The organism is Limnochorda sp. LNt (assembly GCF_035593265.1).
GTDB lineage: Bacteria > Bacillota > Limnochordia > Limnochordales > Geochordaceae > Geochorda > Geochorda subterranea.
Genome location: NZ_CP141614.1, coordinates 2,782,942 through 2,806,334, shown reverse-complemented (window position 1 = coordinate 2,806,334; position 23,393 = coordinate 2,782,942). Strand labels below are relative to the sequence as shown.

At 72.4% G+C, this 23,393-nt stretch carries 22 protein-coding genes and 1 riboswitch; of the genes, 19 read left to right on the top strand and 3 right to left on the bottom strand.

Translation table 11 applies throughout. From position 1 onward, the window contains the following. Nucleotides 1-146 precede the first annotated feature (146 nt). From VLY81_RS13475 to VLY81_RS13455, 5 genes are all read left to right on the top strand, one after another. Nucleotides 147-776, top strand: coding sequence for an NUDIX hydrolase (locus VLY81_RS13475; protein WP_324668732.1), 630 nt, complete (start codon nt 147-149; stop codon nt 774-776). Nucleotides 777-868: 92 nt separating this feature from the next. Beyond that, nucleotides 869-1,681, top strand: a complete 813-nt coding sequence (locus VLY81_RS13470; protein WP_324668731.1) for a (Fe-S)-binding protein — start codon at nt 869-871, stop codon at nt 1,679-1,681. Beyond that, nucleotides 1,678-3,900 (top strand): LutB/LldF family L-lactate oxidation iron-sulfur protein, encoded by a 2,223-nt coding sequence (locus tag VLY81_RS13465; protein WP_324668730.1) that lies wholly within the window; start codon nt 1,678-1,680, stop codon nt 3,898-3,900. Before VLY81_RS13470 ends, VLY81_RS13465 begins: the two co-directional genes overlap by 4 nt. Before the next feature lie 16 nt (nt 3,901-3,916). Continuing rightward, the gene (gene lipA / locus VLY81_RS13460) at nt 3,917-4,858 is read left to right on the top strand and encodes a lipoyl synthase (protein WP_324668729.1); all 942 of its coding nucleotides are present in this window, start codon (nt 3,917-3,919) and stop codon (nt 4,856-4,858) included. A gap of 75 nt (nt 4,859-4,933) precedes the next feature. Next, nucleotides 4,934-6,289, top strand: a complete 1,356-nt coding sequence (locus VLY81_RS13455; protein WP_324668728.1) for an NCS2 family permease — start codon at nt 4,934-4,936, stop codon at nt 6,287-6,289. Between the two features lie 27 nt (nt 6,290-6,316). On the opposite strand, the gene VLY81_RS13450 is transcribed toward VLY81_RS13455, so the two are convergent. Next, nucleotides 6,317-7,258 carry a carbohydrate ABC transporter permease gene (locus VLY81_RS13450; RefSeq protein WP_324668727.1) on the bottom strand — a complete coding sequence of 314 codons (942 nt, stop codon included), beginning with the start codon at nt 7,256-7,258 and terminating at the stop codon, nt 6,317-6,319. Nucleotides 7,259-7,364: 106 nt separating this feature from the next. Between VLY81_RS13450 and VLY81_RS13445 the strand changes: the two genes are divergently transcribed. Then, on the top strand, nt 7,365-8,651 hold the full coding sequence (locus VLY81_RS13445; RefSeq protein ID WP_324668725.1) for a transposase: 1,287 nt from the start codon (nt 7,365-7,367) through the stop codon (nt 8,649-8,651). Between the two features lie 84 nt (nt 8,652-8,735). Here the strand turns inward: VLY81_RS13445 and VLY81_RS13440 are convergent, their stop codons facing one another. Then, nucleotides 8,736-10,040 (bottom strand): MFS transporter, encoded by a 1,305-nt coding sequence (locus VLY81_RS13440; protein WP_324668724.1) that lies wholly within the window; start codon nt 10,038-10,040, stop codon nt 8,736-8,738. A gap of 136 nt (nt 10,041-10,176) precedes the next feature. Between VLY81_RS13440 and VLY81_RS13435 the strand changes: the two genes are divergently transcribed. The 13 genes from VLY81_RS13435 (at nt 10,177) to VLY81_RS13375 (ending at nt 21,394) form a co-directional block, all read left to right on the top strand. Beyond that, on the top strand, nt 10,177-10,647 hold the full coding sequence (locus VLY81_RS13435) for a COG2426 family protein (RefSeq protein ID WP_324668723.1): 471 nt from the start codon (nt 10,177-10,179) through the stop codon (nt 10,645-10,647). Nucleotides 10,648-10,808: 161 nt separating this feature from the next. After that, nucleotides 10,809-12,152, top strand: a complete 1,344-nt coding sequence (locus VLY81_RS13430; RefSeq protein ID WP_324668722.1) for a 4Fe-4S dicluster domain-containing protein — start codon at nt 10,809-10,811, stop codon at nt 12,150-12,152. Then, on the top strand, nt 12,152-13,657 hold the full coding sequence (locus VLY81_RS13425; RefSeq protein WP_324668721.1) for an RnfABCDGE type electron transport complex subunit D: 1,506 nt from the start codon (nt 12,152-12,154) through the stop codon (nt 13,655-13,657). Before VLY81_RS13430 ends, VLY81_RS13425 begins: the two co-directional genes overlap by 1 nt. Nucleotides 13,658-13,662: 5 nt before the next feature. After that, complete coding sequence (gene rsxE / locus VLY81_RS13420; RefSeq protein ID WP_324668720.1) at nt 13,663-14,358, top strand: electron transport complex subunit RsxE; 696 nt, start codon at nt 13,663-13,665, stop codon at nt 14,356-14,358. Then, entirely contained in the window at nt 14,355-14,933 is a 579-nt protein-coding gene (gene rsxA / locus VLY81_RS13415) for an electron transport complex subunit RsxA (protein WP_324668719.1), read from the top strand. Before rsxE ends, rsxA begins: the two co-directional genes overlap by 4 nt. 61 nt (nt 14,934-14,994) lie before the next feature. Next, nucleotides 14,995-15,864: an RnfABCDGE type electron transport complex subunit B gene (locus VLY81_RS13410; RefSeq protein ID WP_324668718.1), complete on the top strand. Its 870-nt coding sequence runs from the start codon at nt 14,995-14,997 to the stop codon at nt 15,862-15,864. After that, the gene (locus tag VLY81_RS13405; RefSeq protein WP_324668717.1) at nt 15,861-16,928 is read left to right on the top strand and encodes an FAD:protein FMN transferase; all 1,068 of its coding nucleotides are present in this window, start codon (nt 15,861-15,863) and stop codon (nt 16,926-16,928) included. Before VLY81_RS13410 ends, VLY81_RS13405 begins: the two co-directional genes overlap by 4 nt. Beyond that, on the top strand, nt 16,925-17,908 hold the full coding sequence (locus VLY81_RS13400; protein WP_324668715.1) for a Gx transporter family protein: 984 nt from the start codon (nt 16,925-16,927) through the stop codon (nt 17,906-17,908). The genes VLY81_RS13405 and VLY81_RS13400 overlap by 4 nt, the downstream gene beginning before the upstream one ends. A gap of 69 nt (nt 17,909-17,977) precedes the next feature. Beyond that, a complete protein-coding gene (locus VLY81_RS13395) occupies nt 17,978-18,835 on the top strand; it encodes an aldo/keto reductase (RefSeq protein ID WP_324668714.1) in 858 nt (285 codons plus the stop codon). Between the two features lie 216 nt (nt 18,836-19,051). Further along, a complete protein-coding gene (locus tag VLY81_RS13390; RefSeq protein WP_324668713.1) occupies nt 19,052-19,699 on the top strand; it encodes a cysteine peptidase family C39 domain-containing protein in 648 nt (215 codons plus the stop codon). Then, the gene (locus tag VLY81_RS13385; RefSeq protein WP_324668712.1) at nt 19,696-20,547 is read left to right on the top strand and encodes a hypothetical protein; all 852 of its coding nucleotides are present in this window, start codon (nt 19,696-19,698) and stop codon (nt 20,545-20,547) included. The genes VLY81_RS13390 and VLY81_RS13385 overlap by 4 nt, the downstream gene beginning before the upstream one ends. Nucleotides 20,548-20,578: 31 nt before the next feature. After that, entirely contained in the window at nt 20,579-21,040 is a 462-nt protein-coding gene (locus VLY81_RS13380) for a hypothetical protein (RefSeq protein ID WP_324668711.1), read from the top strand. 66 nt (nt 21,041-21,106) lie between these two features. Further along, the gene (locus VLY81_RS13375) at nt 21,107-21,394 is read left to right on the top strand and encodes a hypothetical protein (protein ID WP_324668710.1); all 288 of its coding nucleotides are present in this window, start codon (nt 21,107-21,109) and stop codon (nt 21,392-21,394) included. A 10-nt stretch (nt 21,395-21,404) separates the two neighbouring features. Here the strand turns inward: VLY81_RS13375 and VLY81_RS13370 are convergent, their stop codons facing one another. Further along, complete coding sequence (locus tag VLY81_RS13370) at nt 21,405-23,051, bottom strand: glycoside hydrolase family 3 protein (protein WP_324668709.1); 1,647 nt, start codon at nt 23,049-23,051, stop codon at nt 21,405-21,407. A gap of 132 nt (nt 23,052-23,183) precedes the next feature. Next, nucleotides 23,184-23,376: riboswitch (cobalamin riboswitch) on the top strand. Nucleotides 23,377-23,393 lie beyond the last annotated feature (17 nt).

Genomic DNA, 23,393 nt, shown 5'->3' with positions numbered 1-23,393 from the left:
AAGTGCTGTTCGCACGATGCCGACGCTCCTCCTCCTCGAGCCGCGTCGCGGCGTCGGGCGAGGCCGGGCCCGGAGTACAATGGAGCAAGCAAGACGGGGCGCCGCCGCTGAGGCGACGGCGCCTCGGTCGTGGGAGGGGCGCAGGCGTGGAGCCTCAGTGGATCCGGTGGGCCAAGCGCATCCAGGCGCTGGCCCAGGCGGGCCTGACCTATGCCACGGACCCCTACGACCAGGAGCGGTACCGGGAGCTTCGCCGGATCGCGGTCGACATGCTGGCGACCCAATGCGGGCTGGGATCCGAGGCCCAGCGCGTAAGCCTGGAGGAGCTCTTCGCCGGGGAGGCCGGCTACCCGACCCCCAAGGTGGACGTGCGGTCGGTGGTCTTCGACGGCGATCGCGTGCTGCTGGTCAAGGAGCGTTCCGACGGTCGATGGTCGCTGCCTGGCGGCTGGGCCGACGTCGGCTCGTCGCCCTCCGAGATGGCGGCACGGGAGGTGGCCGAGGAGGCCGGGTACGTGGTGCGCCCGGTGCGCCTGCTCGCGGTGTGGGACAACTCCCGCCACCACGACCGCCCCGTGGCCTACGCGGTCTACAAGATCTGCATCGCCTGCCAGCTGACCGGCGGCCAGCCCCGCGCCAGCATCGAGACCGAGGCCGTGGGCTGGTTCGCCGTCGAGGAGCTGCCGCCGCTGTCGCCGACCCGGATCACCGCAGAGCAGATCCGGCGCCTGTACCGTCTCTACCGCGACCCGTCGCTGCCTCCCGAGTTCGACTGAGCGGGGCGGCCGCCGGCTGCGTCCCGGCAGGGAGCGCCCGGCGGAGGGCGAACATTGGCGGCACGGCCCAAGCCGAGGGCAGGCGGTGAGCCATGCGGGTCGCCTTCTTCGTCGGCTGTGTCAACGACGTCTTCTTCGCTCGCGCCGCGGTGGGAGCGGCCCGCATCCTCGAGCACCTGGGCGTGAGCGTCCACTTCCCCGAGCAGCAGACCTGCTGCGGCCAGGCCCACTTCAACAGCGGCCAGCGTCTGCAGGCCGCGGCCCTGGCCCGCCATTTCCTGCGGACCTTCGAGTCCGCGGAGTACGTGGTGGCTCCGACCGGCTCCTGCGTGGCCATGATCCGGGAGCACTACTCGGCCCTCCTGGCGGGTGACCCGGCAGCGGCGCGACAGGGCCGGGCCCTGGGCGTTCGCACCTACGAGTTCACGCAGTTCGTGACGGAGGTACTGGGGGTCGAGGATCTGGGGGCCCGATGCCCCGTGACCGCCGCCTACCATACCTCGTGCCACGCAAGCCGTCTCCTGGGCGCCGCCGGGGCGGCGGAGCGGCTCCTGAGGTGCGTGCGGGGGCTGACGCTCGTGCCCTTCGAGGGCGCCGACCGGTGTTGCGGCTTCGGAGGGGCTTTCGCGGTCAAGTCGCCCGAGGTGTCGGTGGCCATGGCCGACGACAAGCTGGACGCCATCCGGGCGGCGGGGGCCGACGTGGTGGTCTCGGCCGACGGCTCCTGCCTGCTGCACCTGATGGGCCGTGCACGGCGGCGGGGGCTGCGCCTGCGCTTCGTGCACGTGGCGGAGCTGCTGGCGGAGGGGATGGGGCTGCTGGCTCCGCCGTCGGGGGCCGCGGCACTACGAGCCGATGCCGCGGCAGGGGCGGCGGCCCGGCCGGCAGGAGGCGGCCGGTCATGAGACACACCCGACCCCCCGGCGTGGAGAGCTTTCGCGACCGAGCCCGGCGAGCCCTGGCGGACGAGCGGCTCCGACAGGCCGTGCGCATCACCGCCGACGGCAAGGTGGAGGCCCGACGGGCGGCCTTCGCCCAGCTGGCCGAGCTGGCCGCCGGGGGGTGGGCCCCGGGCGACTTCGAGGCCCTGCGCCGCCGGGCGCATGCCATCAAGATGGCGTCGCTCGACGACCTGGACCGGCTGGTGGCCAAGGCGGCCGCGTCCATCGAGGCGCGGGGCGGGCACGTCTGGCGAGCCGCCCGCGCCGAGGACGTCGCGCGCATCGTGGAGGGCATCGCGAAGCGGCGGGGCGCGCGGCGGTTGGTCAAGTCCAAGTCCATGGCCACCGAGGAGGTCGAGCTCAACGCCCGCCTGGAGGCGGCGGGCCTGGAGGTGGTGGAGACCGACCTCGGTGAGTTCATCGTCCAGCTGGCGGGAGAGCGCCCCGCCCACATCGTGACGCCCTGCATCCACAAGAGCCGGGACGAGATAGCGGCCCTCTTCTCCCGGCTGGTGGGCCGGCCCGTCCCCACGGACACCCCGTCCCTGGCGGTGGTGGCACGACAGGTGTTGCGGGAGGACTTCCTGCAGGCGGACATCGGGGTGTCCGGGGCCAACTTCGTGGTGGCCGAGACGGGCAGCGTGGTCATCTGCACCAACGAGGGCAACGGGCGCCTGGTCAGCTCGGCGCCGCCGGTGCACGTGGTGGTGGCCGGCATCGAGAAGGTGATCCCGTCGCTGGCCGACCTGCCGGTCTTCCTGGAGTTGCTCGCACGCAGCGCGACGGGGCAAGCCATCACCGTCTACACGCACCTGGTGACGGGGCCTCGGGGGCCGGGCGAGCTGGATGGCCCCGAGGAGCTGCACGTCATCCTGATGGACCACGGCCGCAGCCGTATCCTCGCCTCGCCCTACCGGGAGGTGCTGGCCTGCATCCGGTGCGGCGCCTGCCTCAACCACTGCCCGGTCTACCGCCAGGTGGGCGGCCACGCCTACGGCTCCGTCTACAGCGGTCCCGTCGGGGTGGTGCTGGCCCCGCTGCTAGAGGGGGAGCGGGCCTCGGACCTGCCCTTCGACGCGTGCTCCCTCTGCACGGCCTGCACGGACGTCTGCCCCGTAGGGATCCCCTTGCACGAGCTGATCCTGCGCCACCGGGCCGACAGGGTTCGCTCGGTCGGCCGGGGGCCGGCGGGCTTCGGGACGGCGCTCGAGCTGGGCGCATGGCTGTGGAGGAGCCCCTGGCGCTACCGGGCCAGCCTGCGCCTGGCTCGCATGGGGGCCCGGGCGGCCCGGCGATGGGGGGCGGCGGGCGGAGACGGCTGGCTGTCGTCGCTGCCCGGGCCGCTGGCGCCCTGGACGTGGGGCCGGGACCTGCCGGAGCCGTCGCAGCGGTCTTTCTGGGAGCTGTGGCAGCGCGGCGAGGTGCTCCTCGGAGAGGGGCGTCGCGCCGTGGCGGGCTGTGGCCGGTCGGGCACGCCGCCGGAGCCGCCGCCCCCGGACGGCCCACCGCGAGATGACCCGCCCGCGCCCGGGGGCGAGGCGAGCCGCCAGGCGTCCCTGGACCTGGCCCGTCGCATCGCGCACTTCACGCAAATGGTCGAGCGGCTCGGGGGCCGCGTCCATCGGGTGGGCGACGCGCAAGGGCTGCCGGCCGCACTGGCAAGCCTATGTGAGGCGGTGGCGCCACGGGGCGGTCGGATCGTGATGGCCGACGACCTGGACCTGGCCCCCCGCGAGCTGGCCGAGGCGCTGAGGCGACGGGGTCTCTCGCTCTACTGGACGGGCGGGGGCGACGTGCCCGAGCCCGGCCCGGACCGTGTCGAGGCCTGGCGAGCGGAGGCGCGGCGGGCCGCCGTGGGCATCACCGTGGGACGATACGCGGTAGCGGAGACCGGCAGCGTCGTCTTGCTGGCCGGCCCGGGCCAGGGTCGCCTGGCCAGCCTGCTGCCCGCGGTGCAGGTCACCGTCGTGCGGGAGTCCGACGTGCTAGCCAGCCTGGAGGAGCTGGCCCGTCGCCTGGGGGCGGAGCCGCTGCCCTCGTCAGTGGCCATCGTGACCGGCCCGAGCCGCAGCGCCGACATCGAAAACGACCTGGTGCTGGGCGTGCATGGCCCGTCGCAGGTGCACGTGGTGCTCGTGGGGGGCCACGACGACGCCGCGCGACGAGACGACCTGAGAGCGTGACGGAAGGGGAGTCGGGATGCCCGCGATGGAGGCGCCCCGCGTCAAGGTGGTCCCGGGAGGGCTTCGCAAGCGACCGCTGGACGACGGCCGACCCCGGCCCAAGCCCGAGTGGCTCAAGGTGCCCCTGCCGGGGGGGCCCACCTACGCCTTCGTATCCGGGGTGGTCAAGCAGCTCGGGCTGTTCACCGTCTGCCAGGAGGCACGCTGTCCCAACGTGGCGGAGTGCTGGGGCCACGGGACCGCCACCTTCATGCTCCTGGGCTCGGTCTGCACCCGGGCGTGCAAGTTTTGCGCCGTCTCGACGGGCAACCCCCGGGGCCTGCTGGACCCCACCGAGCCCGACCGGGTCGCCGAGGCCGTGGCGCGCCTGCGCCTGGAGTACGTCGTCTTGACATCGGTGGATCGTGACGACCTGCCCGACGGGGGGGCCGGACATTTCGCCCAGGCGGTACGTGCCATCAAGGCACGGGCCCCCTGGGTCCGGGTGGAGGCGCTGACGCCGGACTTCCGGGGCGACCGGCGGGCGGTGGCCACCGTCATGGAGTCGGGCCTGGACGTCTTCGCCAACAACGTGGAGACGGTGCGGCGCCTCACACCTCGCGTGCGGGACCCGAGGGCGGGCTACGACCAGACCCTGCAGGTGCTGGCCTTCGCCAAGCGGTACCGGCCCGAGGTCCTGACCAAGTCGAGCCTGATGCTGGGGCTCGGCGAGACCGACGAGGAGATCCGACAAGCCATGCGGGACCTCCGAGCGGTCGGGGTCGACATCCTGACCCTGGGGCAGTACCTGCGCCCCAGCCCCAGCCATCTGCCGGTGGAGCGCTACGTCACGCCCGCCGAGTTCGACCGGTACCGGCAATGGGGATACGAGGAGGGCTTCGTGGAGGTCTTCAGCGGGCCGCTGGTGCGCAGCTCCTACCGGGCCGAGCGAGTCTTCAAGGAGGCCCGGGCCCGGTAGCGTTGTCGGCGGGTCCCGAAGGTGCTACCATTCTTTGCTGTTACCTGCATCAACACGGAAGGGGAACGACCAACGATGGACGCGGTGCGGGCCGACACCGGGGAGAGTCGTGCGCTGGGGCTGGCAGGATGGCTTGAGCGGCGCTTCCGGGTGCGGGAGCGGGGATCCACCGTCGGCACCGAGGTGGTCGCCGGCGTCACCACCTTCATGACCATGGCCTACATCCTCTTCGTCAACCCCAGCATCCTGAGCGCGGCCGGGCTCCCCGAGGAGGGGGTGGCGGTCGCGACGGCCATGGCCGCCGGACTCGCCACGCTGGCGATGGGCCTCTTCGCCAACTACCCGTTCGCGCTGGCCTCGGGGATGGGCCTCAACGCGGCCCTCGCCTTCGGGCTGGTGCTGGGGCAAGGGGTGCCGTGGCCGGTCGCGATGGGGGTCATCTTCGTCGAGGGGGCCATCGTGACGTTCTTCGTGCTGAGCAACGTGCGCGAGGCCGTCATGGATGCCATCCCCCTCGAGCTCAAGCGCGCCATCGGCGCCGGGATCGGGCTCTTCATCGCCTTCATCGGGCTGTCCCAGTCGGGCGTGGTGGTGGCCAGCGAGTCGACCCTGGTCACCTTCGGCGACTTCGGCGACCCGCGGGTCTTGCTCACCTTCGGCGGCATCCTGGTGACGGCTGCCCTGCTCGCGCTGCGGGTGCGGGGCGCCATCCTGGGCGGCATCATCCTGACGGCCCTGGCCGGCATCCCGCTCGGCATCACCCCGTTGCCCGAGCGGTGGCTGGCCTGGCCGGGTGCGGCCAGCTTCGAGACGTTCTTCAAGCTCGACATCGCTGGTGCGCTGCAGGTGGGGCTGCTGGGCTCCATCTTCGCCTTCCTGATGACCGACTTCTTCGACACCATGGGCACGGTCGTCGCGGTGGCGGGGGAGGCCCGGCTGCTGGACCGCGAGGGGCGGCTGCCGGGCATCAAGCGGGTGCTGCTGGTCGACTCCCTGGCGGCCATGCTGGGCGGCCTGTTTGGCGCCAGCTCGGTGACGACCTACGTGGAGAGCGCCTCGGGCGTGGGAGAGGGCGGGCGCACGGGCCTCACCTCGGTGGTGGTGGCGCTGCTCTTCTTCGCCTCCGTGCTCTTCACGCCCGTGCTGGTGGTCGTGCCCCCGCAGGCGACGGCCGCGGCGCTGATCGTGGTGGGCTTCCTCATGCTGAGCACGGTGGTCAAGGAGATCCGGTTCGACAACTACACGGAGGCCTTCCCGGCCTTCGTGACGCTGCTGACCATCCCCCTCACCTTCAACATCGCCCGCGGCATCGGCTACGGCTTCATCACGTACGTGATGGTCAATCTCCTGACCGGCAAGGCCCGGGAGGTGCGCTGGCTGATGTGGGTGGTGGCCGGGCTGTTCGTGCTGAGCTTCCTGTGGGAGGGCTAGCCCCCGGCGGGGCTGGCCCTCTGCCCCTCAGCCCTTGAGGCCTCCCAGCGTGAGCCCCTTGACGAAGTAGCGCTGGAACATCAGGAAGACGATGACCATGGGGATGGCGGCCACCGTGGCGCCGCTCATCAGGAGCCCGTACTGCACCAGGTTCTTGTCCTGGAGGGTCTTGAGACCCACCGTCAGGGTGAAGAGCTCGGATCGCTGCAGCGCGATGAGCGGCCATAGGAACGAGTTCCACGTGGACATGAAGGTGAGGATGCCCAGCGTGGCGAGCCCCGGCTTGGCCAGGGGCACCATGATGCGGCTGTAGATGACGAACTCCGAGGCGCCGTCGATGGTGGCCGCCTCCACCAGCTCGGTGGGGATGGTCCGCATGAACTGGCGCAACAGGAAGACGCCGAAGACCATGCTCAGGTCGGGCAGGATGACCGCCCAGAGGGTGTTCATCAGGCCGGCGTTGCGCACGATCATGAACATGGGCACCAGCGTCACCTGGCCCGGGATCATGAGCGTGCTGATCATGATCCAGAAGAGCAGCTCACGCCCCGGGAAGCGCCGCTTGGCGAAGGCGTAGGCCGCCATCGAGTCCAGCAGGAGCACCCCCAGCGTGGCGACACCGGAGACGATGGTGGAGTTGAGGAACCATCGCCAGATGGGGGTCGACTGGAAGAGGAAGACGTAGCTCTCCGTCGCATCGCCCCACAGTGCCGCTGCCTCGGCCCACCGCCCCGACAGCAGCAGGGCAGGGAGCTCCTTGGCCACCGTGGGCACGAAGGCCGGGGGTACCTGCCAGACCTCCTCCGACAGCATGAAGGAGGTCGTCAGCATCCAGTAGAGCGGCATCAGCGAGACGATGGCCCAGGCGACCAGCACCACCCATCCGATCCCCCGCCCGATGCCGAGCCCGGCGCGGCCCAGCGCGAGCTGCCACGAGGCACCCGTTGCCGCACCGGCGGGGCGGGCCACGGTGACCCGGGTGGCGGTCGTCGAGGTGGTGAAGTCGCTAGCAGCGTGTGTGGGAATTGCCAGCCGACTGGCATGAAATCTCGGGGCGGTGTCGAACCCGTCGCCCATGAAGCCGTTTAAGCCCTATAGTCCCCATCAGACCTATCTGCTGCCCCCTTCGCCGAAGGACTGGCTGCCACCGGACCACCTGGTCCACTTCATCGACGAGGCGGTGGACCAGCTGGATCTGTCGGCCATCTTCCGGGCCTACGAAGGGGAAGACCGGGGCCAGCACTGGACGCTGTCGGAGTTTCGCCGCCGGCACCTGCCAGCGCTGGGGGAGCTGTTCGTCCAGACGGTTCACCTGGCCCAGAAGGCGGGCCTGGTGAAGCTGGGCCAGGTGGCCCTGGACGGCACCAAGATCAAAGCCTACGCCTCGAAGCATGCCGCCATGAGTTACGCCCGCATGCAACAAGAGGAGCAGCGGCTGCGGGAGGCGATCGAGCGGTGCTTTGCCGAGGTGGAGGCGACGGACCGGGACGAGGATCGGCGGTTTGGGGACCGGCGGGGCGATGAACTGCCGGAGCACTTGAAGACGGTCGAAAAGCGCCGGGAGGCCATCCGCCGAGCCATGCGGGCGTTGGAAGAGGAGGCCCGGCAAAAAGCTGCAGCCGAACAGGCCAAGCGTCGGGCCGAAGCGGAGGCCAAAGGTCGGCGCTACCGGTCTCGGCGAGACCCCGCGCAGGCCCGCCCCTCCCCCAAAGCCCAGCGCAACTTCACGGACCCTGACTCCCGGATCATGAAAGACCCGGACGGGCGCTTCATCCAGGGCTACAACGCTCAAGCCGTGGTCGATACCGAAAGCCAGATCATCGTGGCGGCGGACCTCACGAACCAGGCGGCCGATGCCCCGCACCTGATCCCCATGGCCGACCAGGTGGAGGCCAATACCGGCCGACGCCCCGGGGAGTGGCTGGCCGATGCCGGGTACTTTGACACGGACGCCATTCAGACGCTGCAAGCCCGGGGCCTTCGCGTCTTGATTCCGGCGGACAAGTTGCGTCACCGGGACCGCCGGACCACCCAGCCGCCTCCGGATCCGCCGGCGCCGGGGGCTTCCCTGCGGGAGTGGATGCGGTACTGGTTGAAGATGCCCGAGGTCCTCGCGCGGTATCGGAAGCGGGAGCAGTCGGTCGAGCCCGTCTTTGGGCAGATCAAGGAGGCCCGGCGGCTGCGCCAGTTCCTGCTGCGGGGGTTGGCGAAGGTTCGGGCGCTTTGGCGGCTTGACTGTGCCGTGCACAACCTGCTGAAGCTCGATCGTGCCGGGGTGCGGTTCCGACGAAGGCCCCTGGCCCCCGACGTCGCTCGACACGAGGCCCGAGGAGAGGAGTGGGCTCTGGCAGGGGCCCTGTGATCCTACCCAGACGGGTGCCATGGGCATCATCGGCCACTCCCCTCCTTCGTTGTCAGGTGCTCCGGCGAAAACCCACACGGGCCGCTAGCGGGCGCTCCTCCTGCCCGCCCCGGTCCCGGCGCGCCTCGCCAGGGCGCGGTAGAGATCGAAGCAGGCGCAGGCTGTGGCCGAGACGACGGCGGCTGCCCCCAGCACCACCGGGGGCGAGAGTCGGTCGTAGAGCGCGCCGCCGGCCAGGGGCCCCAGCATGCGCCCGGCCGAGACCGCCCCGCCCACGAGCCCCTGGAAGAAGCCCTGCCGGGCGGGCGGGGCCAGCACCGCGGCCGCCGCGGGAAAGGCAGGGAAGGCCAGCACCTCGCCAAGAGTGAGGACGACCATGCCGAGCACGAAGCCGGGATAGAGGGGCCACCGCCAGACCAGGACGAAGGAAGCCGCGAACAGCGCCGTCCCCACCAGCATCTGGGCCGTCACCGAGCTCAAGCCCCGCCGGGTCACCCACCCCACCAGCGGTTGCGAGCCCACGATGAGCACCCCATTGAGGGTCCACAGAACGCTGTAGGAGGCGAGCGGGTACCCCAGCTCCTGCATGTAGACGGAGATGACCGCCTGCCACTGTCCATAGGCCATCCATACCAGCCCCACGCCCACCACCAGCGCCCCCATCGCCGCCAGGGGCCAGCGGCCCGAGACCGCGGGATGCGTCCCGAGGGCGAGCGCGCGGACCTCCGCGGCCGCGGGGGAGTCGGGCGACGGCGCGCGGCGCGTGGTTACCGGCTCCGGGAGATGAGCGGGCACGCGCCGCCATACCATGACGGCGTAGGCCAGGGAGGCGGCCGCGTTGGCCAGGAACGCGGCTGTGAACGAGTACCCGGCCACCAGCCCCCCGAAGGCGGTGCCGAGGGCCACGCCGGCGTTGCGCGCCACGTACAGGAAGTTGAAGCCCCTCCGTCCGCCCTCGGGCCAGGCCCGGGAGACGAGGGCGTTGGTGGCGGGGTCGACGAGGCCGTAGGACCAGCCGTCCAGCATCATCGCGGCCACGTAGACGGGCCAGAGCGGTACCAGGGCGATGACGGTTTGGGCCGCCGCCCGCAGGAGCAGGCCCACCAGCAGCACCCGCCTCCCGCCCCAGCGGTCGAAGGCGGCCCCGCCCGCCAGCTGCCCCGCCAGGGAGGAGGACGACGACAGCATCAGGACCAGCCCGGCCATGGCCAGGGAGCGGCCCAGCACGAAGTGGATGTAGATGGTGGTGACCGGCCAGACGAAGGAGGACCCAAAGGTGAAGACCAGCCCGCCGAGGGCCAGCACCGGCACCACCGCCGGCATCTCGTCGAGGCGGCCGATGCCCAGGGCGGAGGTCACGTGGTTGAGGCGTCCCGCTCGCGTCGACACCCGGCCCATGTTCGCACTCGACGGGCTCCGCCCCTGCCGGCTCGCTGCAGGGGCGCGACGGGGCCGCAACGTATAGGGCCACGGCGCCCGAGACGCAGCGGTGGCCTCACCGCATGCGACGCATGGAAGGGAATCGATGGCGTTGCCCGAGTCGCTGCTGTCGCCGTGGGTCTCCGTCGCCTTGCTGACGCTGGTGCCCTGGATCGAGCTGCGGGGCAGCATCCCCTTGGGACTGGCGTTAGAGCTGCCCTGGCCCGGGGTCTTCCTGCTGGCGACGGCCGCCAACGCGGCCCTCTTCTGGCCGGTCTGGCTGGTGCTCCACCTGGGATACGAGCGCCTCCTGCGCCGCACCTTCGTCGGCCGGCTCGTGGAGAGGGTGCGCCAGCGTGGGCGCGGCCTGGTGGGGCGCTACGGTGCCGTGGGGCTGGCCCTCTTCGTGGCGGTGCCGCTGCCCGGGACGGGCGCGTATTCGGGCACGGCCCTGGCCTTCGTGATGGGGGTCCCGCCGGGCCGGGCCTTCGTCGCGATCGGTGCCGGGGTGGTGGCCGCGGGGATCGTGGTCACGCTGGTCAGCACCGGGGTGCTGGCAGGGCTGCGCTTGTTGTGACGGGGGCCCGCGGGCGTCAGGACATCCTTACCTTGATCGCCCCGGTGGCGGGCGCGAGACTGAAGCCGAGCGGGGCGAGACGCACGGGCGCCCTTTTCCAATGCGGCAATTCGTGAAGGTGACCACGAGCACGGCATCGCGCGGGAGGGTGGCATGCTGCCATGAAGGGTGGTGCCCCGGCCCTGGCTGTCGGCGTGGCCGAAACGTTGCCGGCCGTCTCCTCTCGTCTCGTCATCACCGGCAGGCAAGGCCCTTCGGACTGTGGGCCGGTGCGGGTCAAGCGAGGCGACCGGGTCCACGCTGGCCAGGTCCTGTTCGGGCCGGAGCCAGGGGACGAGACCGCCGGGTCCGTCCCGGTCCACAGTCCCGTCTCCGGCAAGGTCGTCGACGTCCAACCCGCCCTGGGGCCCGACGGCGACATGGCCCCGGCGGTGACGGTGGAGGCCGACGATCTCGGGGAGCGGGTCGAGCCGCTGGCGCGTCCGTGGGAGCCCTGGCAGCCTGGGCAGTGGCCCGTCGAGGAGCTGCGGCGCTTCCTGCGGATGGCAGGGGTCGACGGGGCGCCCTGCCCGGTACAGGGGTCGCTCTACGAGCGGCTGGAGCGAGGATTGGGCGGCGGCACCCTGGTGGTCAACGCGGTGGGCTGCGAGCCGGGGCTGCCCAGCGACATGTTGGAGGCGGCCACCTATCCCACCGCCACCCTGCTGGGGGCCGCCGCCCTGGGACGGGCGGCGGGCGCCGGCCGCGTGCTGCTGGCGGTGCACCGGGGCGATCCCGCCGACGAGGCGCTCACCGGGGCGCTGGCGGAGCAGCCGCAGCTGGGGACGGGGCCGGTGCCGGTCGAGATCGTCCGCCTGGCCGACGTCGACTGGTTTTGGGTGCCTGTCTTGCTGGCGCGCGAGGCGCTGGCCGTCGCCGGTCTCCGCCGGCGGGGGAGCCGGTCCGGCGAGGCACGGCCGATGATGGTGGAGTCGGCCGCGACGGCCGTGGCCGCGGGTGAGGCGCTGGTGGAGGGATGGCCCGTCACGGAGCGGCTCGTGACCATCTCGGCCCGGGGGCGCCTGCGCGCGGTGCGGGTGCCCATCGGCACGCCGGTGGCCTCGTTGCTGCAGGGGCACGATGACGGCCAGACGGGCGCGACCCCCGTGCTCGTCCTCGTCGGCGGGCCGCTACAGGGGGCGGCCCTGCCGGACCTGCAGCTTCCGGTGACCAAGTCGGTCTCGGCCATCACCGCCATGCCGCCCGCCATGCACTTCCGGCCCGAGGCGGCCTGCGTACGGTGTGGCCGATGCGTCGAGGCATGTCCGGCAGGCCTGCTCCCCCTCTACATCGCGCGCGCCGCGGCCGCGGGTCAGATGGCCGAGGCACGGGCCCTCGGCGCCCGAGATTGCCTGGAGTGCGGCGCCTGCACGGTGCTGTGTCCCTCCTATCGGCCACTGCTCCAGTGGATCCGGCTGGCCAAGTACGGGAGAGCCCGCCGGCCGGGCCAGGGAGGTGGCCTCTGATGGCCAGGGCGACGCCTCTTCAGCCCTCCCTGCTGATCCAGCCCGCCCCGCACGTGCACGCCCGGGGCGCCTCCCTCGATCGCATGCTGGCGATGAGCCTCTTTGCCGTCTCGGTACCGACCGTGGCCGCCGTCGTCCGATACGGAGCAGCGGCCGTGGGCGTGCTGGCCGCCGGCGTCGCGGGCGCGGTGGCCGCCGAGGCGCTGTGCAGCCTGGCGCGGGGCGAGCGCCTGACATCCCCCTCGTGGATGTCGTCGCTCTTGACGGGGTTCCTGCTGAGCCTCACCCTGCCCCCCTCCATGCCCCCGTGGATGGCGGTGCTGGGCGGCATGGTGGCGGTGGGCCTGGGCAAGCACGTCTTCGGGGGGCTGGGGCAAAACCTCTTCAACCCCGCGCTGGTCGGCCACGTCTTCCTCCTGGCCAGCTTCACCACGGCCGTCTCCGCCGGTTGGGCCGGGCGGCAGCCCATGCTGGCCCTGGCCCGCCAGGGCGAGGTCGTGCCGGACCACCTGCCGTTGCTCTGGCAGGGAGGGCCGGGACCTCTGGGGGCCGCGGCGCCTCTGGCTGCCTACGCGGCGGCGGTGCTGATGCTGGGTTGGCGGCTCGGGAGGTGGATGGCTCCGGCTGGCTTCTTCGTCGGCAGCGCGGTGCTGGCCATGGCCCTGGGGTGGGACCCGGTCTTCCACTGGCTGGTCGGGCTCGCACCTCTGACCGTGGCCTTCTTCGTGCACGATCCCGTCACCACCCCGGTAGGGGCCGGAGGTCAGCTGCTCTTCGGGGCAGGGGTCGGCCTCCTGACGGTCCTGTTGCGCATCTACGGCTCCTACGTCGAGGGTGCCGCGTTCGCGGTCCTCGTGATGAACGCGCTCACCCCTCTCATCAACCGGATGTCGGCCGCCTGGAGTCGTCGGCGACTCCGGGCGCTGCAGGAGGCGAGGCCTTTGAAGGTGTCGACGCGTGCGCAGTGGGCCCGCGATCTGCGCGCCGTACTGGTGCTGGTGGTGGTGACGGCGGTCTCCGGCGCGTTGCTGGCCACGTTCTACCACGCGATGTCGCCGCTCATCGCCTCACGCCAGCAGGCGCGGGCCATCGAGGTGGGGCTCAAGGGGCTCCTGCCGGAGGCTGCCAGCTTCGATCAGGTGGCCGAGGTGGAGGGGACCCCCATCTACGAGGCCCGGGATGCCTCGGGTCGCCCGCTGGGCCTCGCCCTCTTCGTGGACGCCGACGGCTACGGCGGGCCCATCCGGCTGGCCGTTGGGCTCGACATGGAGGCGCAGCGCCTCATCGGCGTGCGGGTGCTGGAGCAGTCCGAGACGCCGGGGCTGGGTAGCCGCATCACCGAGGCGACCTTCCTCGCGCAGTTCGAGGGCAAGTCGATGGACGATCCTTTCATGCCGGGTGAGGACATCGAGGCCGTATCGGGTGCCACCATCTCCTCGATGGGCGTGGCCGACGGCGTCTACGCCGCCATCGAGATGGCCCGCCAGGCCTGGGAGGGGCGGTGAGGTTCATGAGCCGCCACTGGGTGCGGGTGCTCGCGCAAGACGTCTTCCGCGGCATCTGGCCGGAGAACCCGCCCCTGCGCATGCTCATCGGGATGTGCCCGGTGCTGGCCATCACCACCGCCGCCATCAACGGTCTCATCATGGGGATGGCGGTGACCGGCGTCCTCATGGTGACCGCGTTGGTGGTCTCCTCCTTGCGGCGGGTCATTCCGGGCGACGTCCGCATCCCCGTCTTCGTGGTGATCATCGCCACGGCCGTCACGGTGGCCGATCTACTTCTCGCCGGGTTGGTGCCGGCGGTACACGAAGCTCTCGGCATCTTCGTCCCCCTCATCGTCGTCAACTGCCTCATCCTGGCCAGAGCCGAGGCCTTTGCCTCCAAGCAACCCGTCCCGCGGGCATTGGCCGACGCATTGGGGATGGGCCTGGGGGAGACCTGGGGCCTGACGCTGGTGGCCGCCATTCGGGAGATGCTCGGGGCCGGCACGCTCTTCGGCCATCGGGTGACGGTGGGTGGTTTCGAGCCGCTGCGGGTCTTCAGCCTGCCACCGGGCGCCTTCCTCACGCTCGGGGTGCTGGTCGCCGGCCTCAACTGGGCCGCTCGGTTGTACCAAGAGGCCGCTCGTCGGCGTGCGGTCCGCAGGGCGTCGGGTGAGCCAGCCTTGGCCGGGATGCCGGTGGCGGGGGGCGGTGGCCGGTGAAGTGGATCTTGCTGCTGGTCAGCTCGGCCCTGGTCAACAACATCGTGTTGGTGCGCTTCCTGGGTACGTGTCCCTTCCTGGGCATGAGCCGCAGCATCAAAGACGGCGCCAGCCTGGGGTTGGCCACCACCTTCGTGCTGGTCGGCGCCGGGGCCGTGAGCTGGGTGGTGGACCGCCTGGTCTTGCAGCCGCTCGACCTGGGATACCTGCGCACCCTGGCCTTCATCCTGGTCATCGCGGTCTTCGTCCAGTTCCTGGAGATGGTGATCCGCAAGACCAACCGCTCGCTGTACGACGCCTTCGGCATCTACCTGGCCCTCATCACCACCAACTGCGCGGTGCTGGGGCTGGCCCTGATGGCCTCCAACCGGGCGTACGACCTGGTGGAGACCATGGTCTTCGGCCTGGGCACGGGGCTGGGCTTCACGTTGGCCCTGGTACTGATGGCGGGCATCCGGGAGGAGCTGGCCTACGCACGGCTCCCCCGTGCCTTCGAGGGCACGGCGCTGGCGCTGGTCATCGCCGGGCTGCTCTCGCTGTCGTTCATGGGGTTCGCGGGGCTGGTGCCGCTGTGAGCCGAGAGCCGACGTCGCTGCACCTGAGGGCGACGGGCCGGGGGAGAGAGGTCGCGATGCGATGATCGAGGGGATCTTGCGGGCCGTCGGGATGCTGGGCTCGCTGGGGCTGCTCTTCGGCATCGGGCTGGCGCTGGCCGGGCGATTCCTCAGGGTCGAGGAGGATCCTCGCCTGGGTCAGGTCATGGAGAGCCTGCCCGGGGCCAACTGCGGGGCGTGCGGCTTCTCGGGCTGCAGCGGCTTCGCCCGGGCGCTCGTCGGCGGCAGCGCTCCCGTGAGCGGGTGCCGGGCAGGCGGCGAGACGACCGCTCAGCGCCTTGCGGCCATCCTGGGGCAGCGGGTGGAGACGGGCGGTCGGCGGGTGGCTCGGGTGCTGTGCGGGGGAGGACGGCAGGTGGCCCTGAGCCGGGCGGCCTACGACGGCGTGCAGGACTGCCGCGCGGCCGATGCGCTGGGCGGCGGGCCCAAGGGCTGCCCCCAGGGGTGCCTGGGCTTCGGCACGTGCGTCGAGACCTGCCCCTTCGATGCCCTGTCGATGGGCCCCGATGGGCTTCCGGTCGTCGACGAGGAGCGGTGCACGGGTTGCGGGCTGTGCGAGCTGGTCTGCCCGCGGGGCGTCATCCGGGTCATGCCGCTGGCCGCCTCTTACGTGCGGTGCGTCTCGACCATGCCGGGCAAGTTCGTGCGCCAGGTATGCGAGGCCGGGTGCATCGGCTGCCGGATCTGCGAGCGCACATGCGACAAGGGGGCCATCCGGGTGACCGACAACCTGGCCGTCATCGACCCCGTGCTCTGCGACGGCTGCGGCCGCTGCGCCGAGAAGTGCCCCACGCACGCCATCGCCATCGTCGGGGTCGGCGTGGAGGTGGCGCAGGCGGCCCCGGTCACCGGGAGCGGTGACGAGCGCGCCGGCGGGGTCGGCCGGGCATGAGGCGCCCGCTGGCGGCCGGCCTGCTGGCGGCCGGCGCGCTGGTGGTCCTGGGTTGCACGGCGGTGCTGGCCGCTCGTGGGTGGTCGTGGCCATCGTCGACGGCGGCCGCGCACCAGGATGTGCCGGTGGTCCGGCGGGCCGGCTTCGCCATGGGTACCTTCGTCCAGGTGGTGGCCGCGGGTGCGGGCGCCCAGGCGGCCGCGGACGCCGCGCTGGAAGAGGTCGCGCGTCTCGACCGGCTGCTGAATCGGTTCGATGCCACGAGCCCCGTCGCGGCCATCAACGCCCAGGCCGGTCGCGGGATGGTCGAGGTGCCGGCCGAGGTAGGAGAGGTCGTCACGCTGGCGCTCGACGTGGCGCGCCGTACCGGTGGCGCCTTCGATCCGACCGTCGCACCCCTGGTCGACGCGTGGGGGTTCGGAGCGGTGGAGCGAGGGGAGCCGCCCAGCCGCCCGCCGTCGCCGCAGGCCATCGAGGAGGCGCGCCAGCGGGTGGACTACACGGCCGTACGGCTCGAGCGAGAAGGCGACGCCGTGCGCGTCGGGCTGGCGAGGGCCGGGATGGCGCTCGACCTGGGCGGCATCGCCAAGGGGTACGCGGCCGACCGGGCTCTGGCCGTCCTGCGGGCTCACGGCGTCTCGAGCGCCCTGGTCGACGTCGGAGGCGAGATCGCCGTCCTGGGGCGTCGCCCCGCCACCGCCTCGGACCGGGAAGACGGCGAGGGCTGGCGCGTCGGCATCCAGCACCCGAGGGACCCTCGGGGGTTGGTGACGACGGTGGAGCTGACCACCGGCGCGGTCGCCACGTCGGGTGACTACGAGCGTCTCTTCGAGTGGGAGGGGCGCCGCTACCATCACCTGATCGACCCGCGCACGGGCTGGCCGGCGACGGGGCTCGTCTCGGTCAGCGTGCTGCACGAGTCGGCCGCGGTGGCCGATGCTCTGGCCACGGCCGTCATGGTGCTGGGCCCCCGCCGGGGGCAGGCGCTGGTGCGTGAGTGGCCGGGGGCCCAGGCCATCCTGGTCGACGAGTCGCTGCGGGTGACGCGGGTGCAGGGGCCGTGAGCGCCTCGCGTCGCGTCGCGCTCTTCGCCTGCCTGCTGGCCCTCTCCCTCGCCCTCTACCTGGTCGAACGCTGGCTGCCCCCGCCCCCCGTCCCCGGAGCCCACCTTGGACTGGCCAACGGCGTCATGCTGCTGGTGCTCTGGCAGTGGGGGACGAGGGCGGCCGCCGGCTTCGGCGCCTGCCGGGTGCTGGCAGCCGCGCTGGCGAGCGGGCGGCTGGGAGGGCCTGGCTTCTGGATGTCGATGGCCGGAGCAGCGGCCAGCCTGGCCGTCATGGGACTGGCCCGCCCCTGGGCCCGTCGAGGGCCGGGTCGGCTGGTCCTCTTGAGCATGCTCGGAGGGGTGGCCCACAACCTGGGCCAGCTGACGGCGTTTCGCGTGCTGGTCCACGCGGGTGGGGTCGGCTGGCTGATGACGGCACTGGTGCCGCTGGGGGCCCTGGCCGGCCTGCTGGTCGGGTTGGGGGCCCGTCGGCTCCTGTCCGTCTTCGAGCGCGTCGTCGGCGCCCACTCCCGTCGCGTCGCGCCGGCGCGTGAGGGCTCCGCCCCAGGCCGGGGTGGGTGGGCCGGCCCGGAGTCGCTGGGGCTGGCTGCGGCGGCGATGCTGTTGTTGGTGATGGCGGCGAGCGCCGGAGGCGACCGCCTGGCCACCGCCGCGTGGGGCGGAGGGCCGGCGCAGGGCCGTCCGGCGGTGCTGGTGGAGGCGGCGGGGCGACCGCCGCTCGTCTGGCCCCTGGACGTGGACCGGATGGAGCGCCTCCAGGCCGGGGGCGTGACGATGGTGCTGGAGGTGCGGGACGGCCGCGTGAGGGTCCAGCGGTCCGACTGCCCCGAGCGCTGGTGCGTGCGGACGGGGTGGATCGACCGGCCGGGCCAGTCCATCGTCTGCGTGCCGGCGAGGGTCGTCGTCACGGTCGTGGGCGATGCGTCCGCCTCTCCCGAGACCTGGTCCCCCGGCGATGCCGACGCCGTCTCCCGGTGAGGCGCAGGGGTGCTCGGCGTCCGGGCCGAAGGCATCGACGCGATCGCCGGAGAGGAGGCCGGGAGCACCGTGCTCGAGCGTGAGCTGGGGCGCACGGGGGTGCGCATCCCCGCCCTGGGACAGGGCACCTGGCGCATCGGTGGAGGCGCCGACGAGGATCGGCGGGCCATCGAGGCGATTCGTCTCGGCATCGAGCTGGGGCTCACCCTGATCGACACCGCGGAGATGTACGGCGACGGGCACGCCGAGCGGCTGGTCGGCGAGGCCATCCGCGACGTGCGGGACCGGGTCTTCGTGGTCACCAAGGTGCTGCCCGACCACGCCTCCTACGACGGTGTGCTCCGGGCGGCTCGACGCAGCCTGAGGCGGCTGGCCGTCGACCGCATCGACCTCTACCTGCTCCACTGGCCGAGCGAGGTCCATCCCATCGAGGAGACCATGCGGGCGATGCGGCGGCTGGTGGCCGACGGCTGGGTGCGCTTCGTCGGCGTCAGCAACTTCGCGGTGGAGCAGATGGAGCGCGCCCGAGAGGCGCTCGAGGACGTGCCCCTGGTCTGTAACCAGGTCTACTACTGGCTGGGTCAGCGAGCCGCGGAGCTCCGGCTGTTGCCGGCGTGTCAGCGCCTGGGCATCACCCTGATGGCCTACTCGCCCCTCGGTTCGGGACGCTTCCCGTCGCCGCGTACGGCTCGTGGGAAGGCCCTGGCCAGCGTGGCGGCGCGCCACGGCAAGACGCCGCACCAGGTCGCGCTCAACTGGCTCGTCGGCAAGAGCCCGGCAGTGGTGGCCATTCCCAAGGCCTCTCGCCCGGAGCACGTGAGGGCCAATGCCGAGGCCGTGGGCTGGACGCTAGCGCTGCACGACGTGCGCGAATTGGAGGCCGCCTTCCCCACGCCCCCTGACGACGAGCCCCTTCCCATGCTCTGAACCTCTGGCCGACATCGGGAGGCTTCGAGCGAGCTCGACCGGGCCCGCCCGACACGTCACGGGCCGCCTGGCCGGGATCCGGTAGCGCTGTGCACCGTTGCCGTAGCTGGGCAGCGATAGTTAGACTAAAGTCACGCCAGTCGATCCAGACATCCATGCCGGGACGCGCGATCGATGTCTCCCAGTGAGGAGCAAGGCGAAGGTGGGGCATTTGTCGTGGCGAGACTGATAGGGGTGCTAACGTTCGCGACCCTCGCCATGCTCGCACCGCCGGCCGCCGGCGCTCGCCCTGCGGTGCCGGTCCACGCCCTTCGCTTCCAGGGCGTGGTGCGCCAGGGCACCGACCAATCCTGTGGCTACGCCGCGGCGTCCACCGTGCTGGGGGCCTTGGGGCTGGAGGTGGACGAGGCTCAGCTGATCCGGGCCGCCACGGGCCAGGACGGCGAGGCCTCGGCCTCCGTCTCGGACATCGGCCGGGCAGTGGCGCCTTGGGGCGTCCGCAGCTACCCCGTCCTCAGCACGTGGGACGACCTGCTGCGCTACTTCGAGCGCTACGAGGAGCCGGTGGTGGCCCTCGTCGACGTGGGGCGGCCTCACTTCACCGTGGTAGCCGCCCTGGAGCCATGGGCCGCCTACCTGGCGGACCCCAGCCAGGGTGCGCGGGTCTGGAGCCGGGCGCGCTTCGAGGAGCGGTGGACGGGGGTCGTGCTCTTCCTGAGGCTCCAAGACGAGGGCCCGCCCTCGGGCTTTCTCGCCCGGTCGCCCCTCATGCAGGCCGTAGGACGGCTTAAGGCCCGTCACCGCCTGCTCGAGCGAGCGCAGACGGGGGTCGGGCCCGTGCGGGAGGGGCGAGCGCGGCTGTGAGGGCGCCGGCTCCCGCGCGCTGGCGCAGCGTCGGTGCGAGCGTGGTGGCGGTGCTGGCGACGATGGGCCCGCCGGCGATCTGCCGCGCGGAGGTCCTGCCGCCTCCCGCCCTCACCCAGGCCTTCCAAGCGGGCCGGTGGCGCCTGACGTGGCGGGTGGAGAGCGGTGCACTGGACTCGTCGGCCTGCCCCGCCTTGGTGCGCTGCAGCGGGCGCTACCTGGCCGCGTCGCTGGAGGTCACCTACCGGCACGCCGGGGAGGTCTGGGGGACGGCCTGGCGATGGGAGGCGTCCGCCCGTGCGAGCGTCGTCGACGAGAGACGTACCGTGACCGACCCTCTGGGCGGGAGCCTGCACCGGCGAGACCGCTGGGCATCGGCATGGCCATCCCGCGTGACGCTCGCCATCGTCCAACGCGACCCGCGGCACGGGCGAGCGCTGGAGACCAGCGTCTCGCTCTTCGCCGAGGCATCGCGGGGAGATCCCCTGCGGGTGGGACAGTCGGTGGAGGTGAGCGTCTCGCGCATCGTCGACCCGGCGCTCGTGGCGCTCGCGACGGCGGTCAGCGCATCAGGCCCGGACGGGGCGGCGCTGCACGGCGCGGGCGAGTGGCGGATCGTCCTCACCGACGAGCTCTGGCTCCTCACCGGAGCGGGCATCACGTGGCCGCTTCGATCGGCGGGGCCGGGCGCGCGCATCTGGACCGGGATCGGCCTGGTGCTCCGAGGCGGGACCCAGATGGAGGCCACGGTGGAGCACCTGCTCGGCGACGGCGACGCCTTCGCCTTGCGGGTCGAGCTCCACCCGGCCGGCACCCAGGCGAGGGCGGGGCCGGAGGCCCCGATGTGAGGCGGCGATGACGCAGCGAGGAGGAGAGACGATGCGGCTGACGCGGTCCCTGTGCGTGCTGGTCGCGATCGCGCTGGTGGCGAGCGTGGCCCTGTCGCCGACGGTCCTGGCCGCGGCGGGTGACGACTCGTCCCCTCGGCCCAGCGCGGCCTTCGACCCCGGTGAGTTTGGGGTGCCCATCGACCCGGAGCGGCAGGAGACGCTGACGGGCGACTGGTGGAACGTGGCGCTGGGCGCCGCCCTGGGCGCCGCCGACGCCGCCTACACCTACGCCCGCTCGCGCCCCTTCGAGGCCACCGACGCCCGCTACTGGACCGGGATGGCGGCATCGGTCCTGGTGGGGGCGGGGATGGGCGCGCTGGGCAGCGCCACGCAGCTCGGGACGCAGACCGCCAGGGCCACCGTCAAGGTGGCGATGAGCGTCTACTCCCGGGTGCGCTCCCACGTGGTCAACGAGGCCTTCAGCGCAGGCCTCAAGGGATTCGGCTACTGAGCGCGTGAGCCCGGGCCGCCGGGCCTCGCCCTCGCACCGAGACGATGCCGACCCGGCAAGGAGGCGGTGGGTGTGCGGCGAGCACAGGCGACAGGAGCGACGAGGCGCCCCCGACCCAGGATCTCGTGGATCGGGCTCGTCGTCTCCCAGACCATGGTCCTCTTCGGGGCGTGGCTGGCCGCCGAGTGGGACGTGGGGCTCTGGTGGACCATCGTCTGCCTCAGCTCCGACGCCGGTTACGCGGTGACCCACCTGCACCCGCCCTACCGGGAGCCGGCCCTCCACCTGGCCATCGGCTACGGCGTCTGGTTCGCCGGCATGGTGCTCTTCAGATACGGCCCCGCCTGGCTGTGAGAGGCGGGCACTAGCCCGCCCGCCCGTCCAGCACCACCGGCAGACGCCCCTGCGCCTCGAAGGCGCCGGAGACGAGGTCGGCCAGCGCGTCCGTCAGCTCTCGCGGCAGCGGGCTCGGCGTGCCCCAGCGATCCTGGGCGTAGGTGGCCACGAAGGCGTCCAGGTGGCCCAGGCTCGTGACGTCGTACGGCAGCCCCAGGGCCACCACCACCACGGGGATGCCCGCGGCGCGCACCCGCCGCACGAGCTCCACCTGGCCCGGCGCCAGCGGCGGCTTGAACGAGGAGTAGGTGAGCACCACCGCCGCATCCACGGAGCGGGCGAGACGCTCGGCCGCCGCCAGTTCGGTGGAGGAGGGCGAGAAGCCGTCGCTCCACCCGCCGCCCGGAGTGGGCAGGGCCACCACCGCCGGATAGCGGCGACGCATGGCCGCCGCCACCTCGTCGGCCTCTCGGGGCCCCGTCACCAGGAGCGTCCGCACCGTCTCCGGGCGGAGGGGGAGCACGCCCCGGTCCACCACGACGGTCAGGCTGCGGCGAAAGGCCTCGGAGGCCAGCGTCCTCCAGGCGGGGTCGGCTGCTTCCCGCTCCGCCGCGTCGGGGTCCACCTCAGCTGGGAGCGGGCGGTCGCCCTGCAGCAGCCCATACTTCTCCTTGAGCCGCAGGATCCGGTCCACCGAGGCGTCGATGCGCTCCATCGGCAGGTCGCCCCGCAGCACCGCCTGCACCAGCGCCGTCCAGGCGGCGACCTGATCGGCGTAGGAGCCGGTGGCCATCACCACGTCGGCCCCGGCCTCGACGGCCATGCGTGCGGCGTCGCCCGCGCCGAACCGGTCGGCGATGGCGCCCATGCTCATCGCGTCGGTCACCACCACCCCCTCGAACCCCTGCTCCCGTCGCAGCAGCTGCGTCAGCGAGGCCGGCGAGAGCGTGGCGGGGCGGTCGGGGTCGAGGGACCTGACGACGATGTGGGCAGTCATGATGGAGTCGGCGCCCGCGGCGAAGGCGGCCGCGAAGGGGGCCAGGTGCGTCTCCCTCAGCACGGCCTCGGGCAGGTCGACCGTCGGCAGGTCCTGGTGGGAGTCCAGCGACGTGTCGCCGTGTCCGGGATAGTGCTTGGGCGTGGAGACCACGCCGGCCTCCTGGTACCCCCGTATCATGGCCGCGCTCAGCCGCCCCACCCACCGCGGGTCGTCGCCGAAGGCCCGGATGCCGACGACCGGGTTGTGGGGGTTGGTGTTGACGTCGACGAGGGGTGAGAAGTCCCAGTGCACCCCGGCTGCCCGGGCCTGCCGGGCGGTGGCCTGGGCGATGCGGTAGGCCAGCTCCTCGCTCATCGCCGCGCCGATGCCCATCTGCCGGGGGAAGGCCACCACGCCCAGCGCCACGTTGTGACGCAGGCCGTACTCGAGGTCGGCGCCCACCATGACCGGGATGGCCAGCCGGGTGGCGGCGGCCCACCGCTGCAGCCGGTTGTTGGACTCGGCCAGGTGCCGCACCGTGCGGTGGCCGTAGGTGATGACGAAGCCGACGCCGTAGCGCTGCACCATCTCACGGGTCTGAGCCGACGGCATGCCGGTCTCGTCGGGGATGACGGCGGGCATCAGCATCTGGCCGATCTTCTCCTCGGGGGTCATGCGGGCGACGAGCGGATGCAACGGAGCCACCTCCCGGCGAGTTGCGGTCCGGACCACCAATTGGCCAACGGCCCCCGGGCCCCTGCCGCCGGACGCGGGTGCGCGTATTGTGGCCGGGGCCGAGTGGAGGTATCTTGGAGGCGACAAGCCCTATTCGATCGAGCCGCCCCTGGTGCCGGGGCGCGTAGCCCCGGCTTAAAGTGGGGAAGTCCGGTGAGAGTCCGGCGCTGTCCCGCAACGGTAACCAGGGGCCCGACGGCGGAGCCGCCCGCATGGGCGGCTGGCTGCAGGCACGCCGTCGCGGCGCCCTGGAAGCCCGAATGCCTGCCAGGGGAGCCCTCGGAACGGGCACCTCTCGAGGAG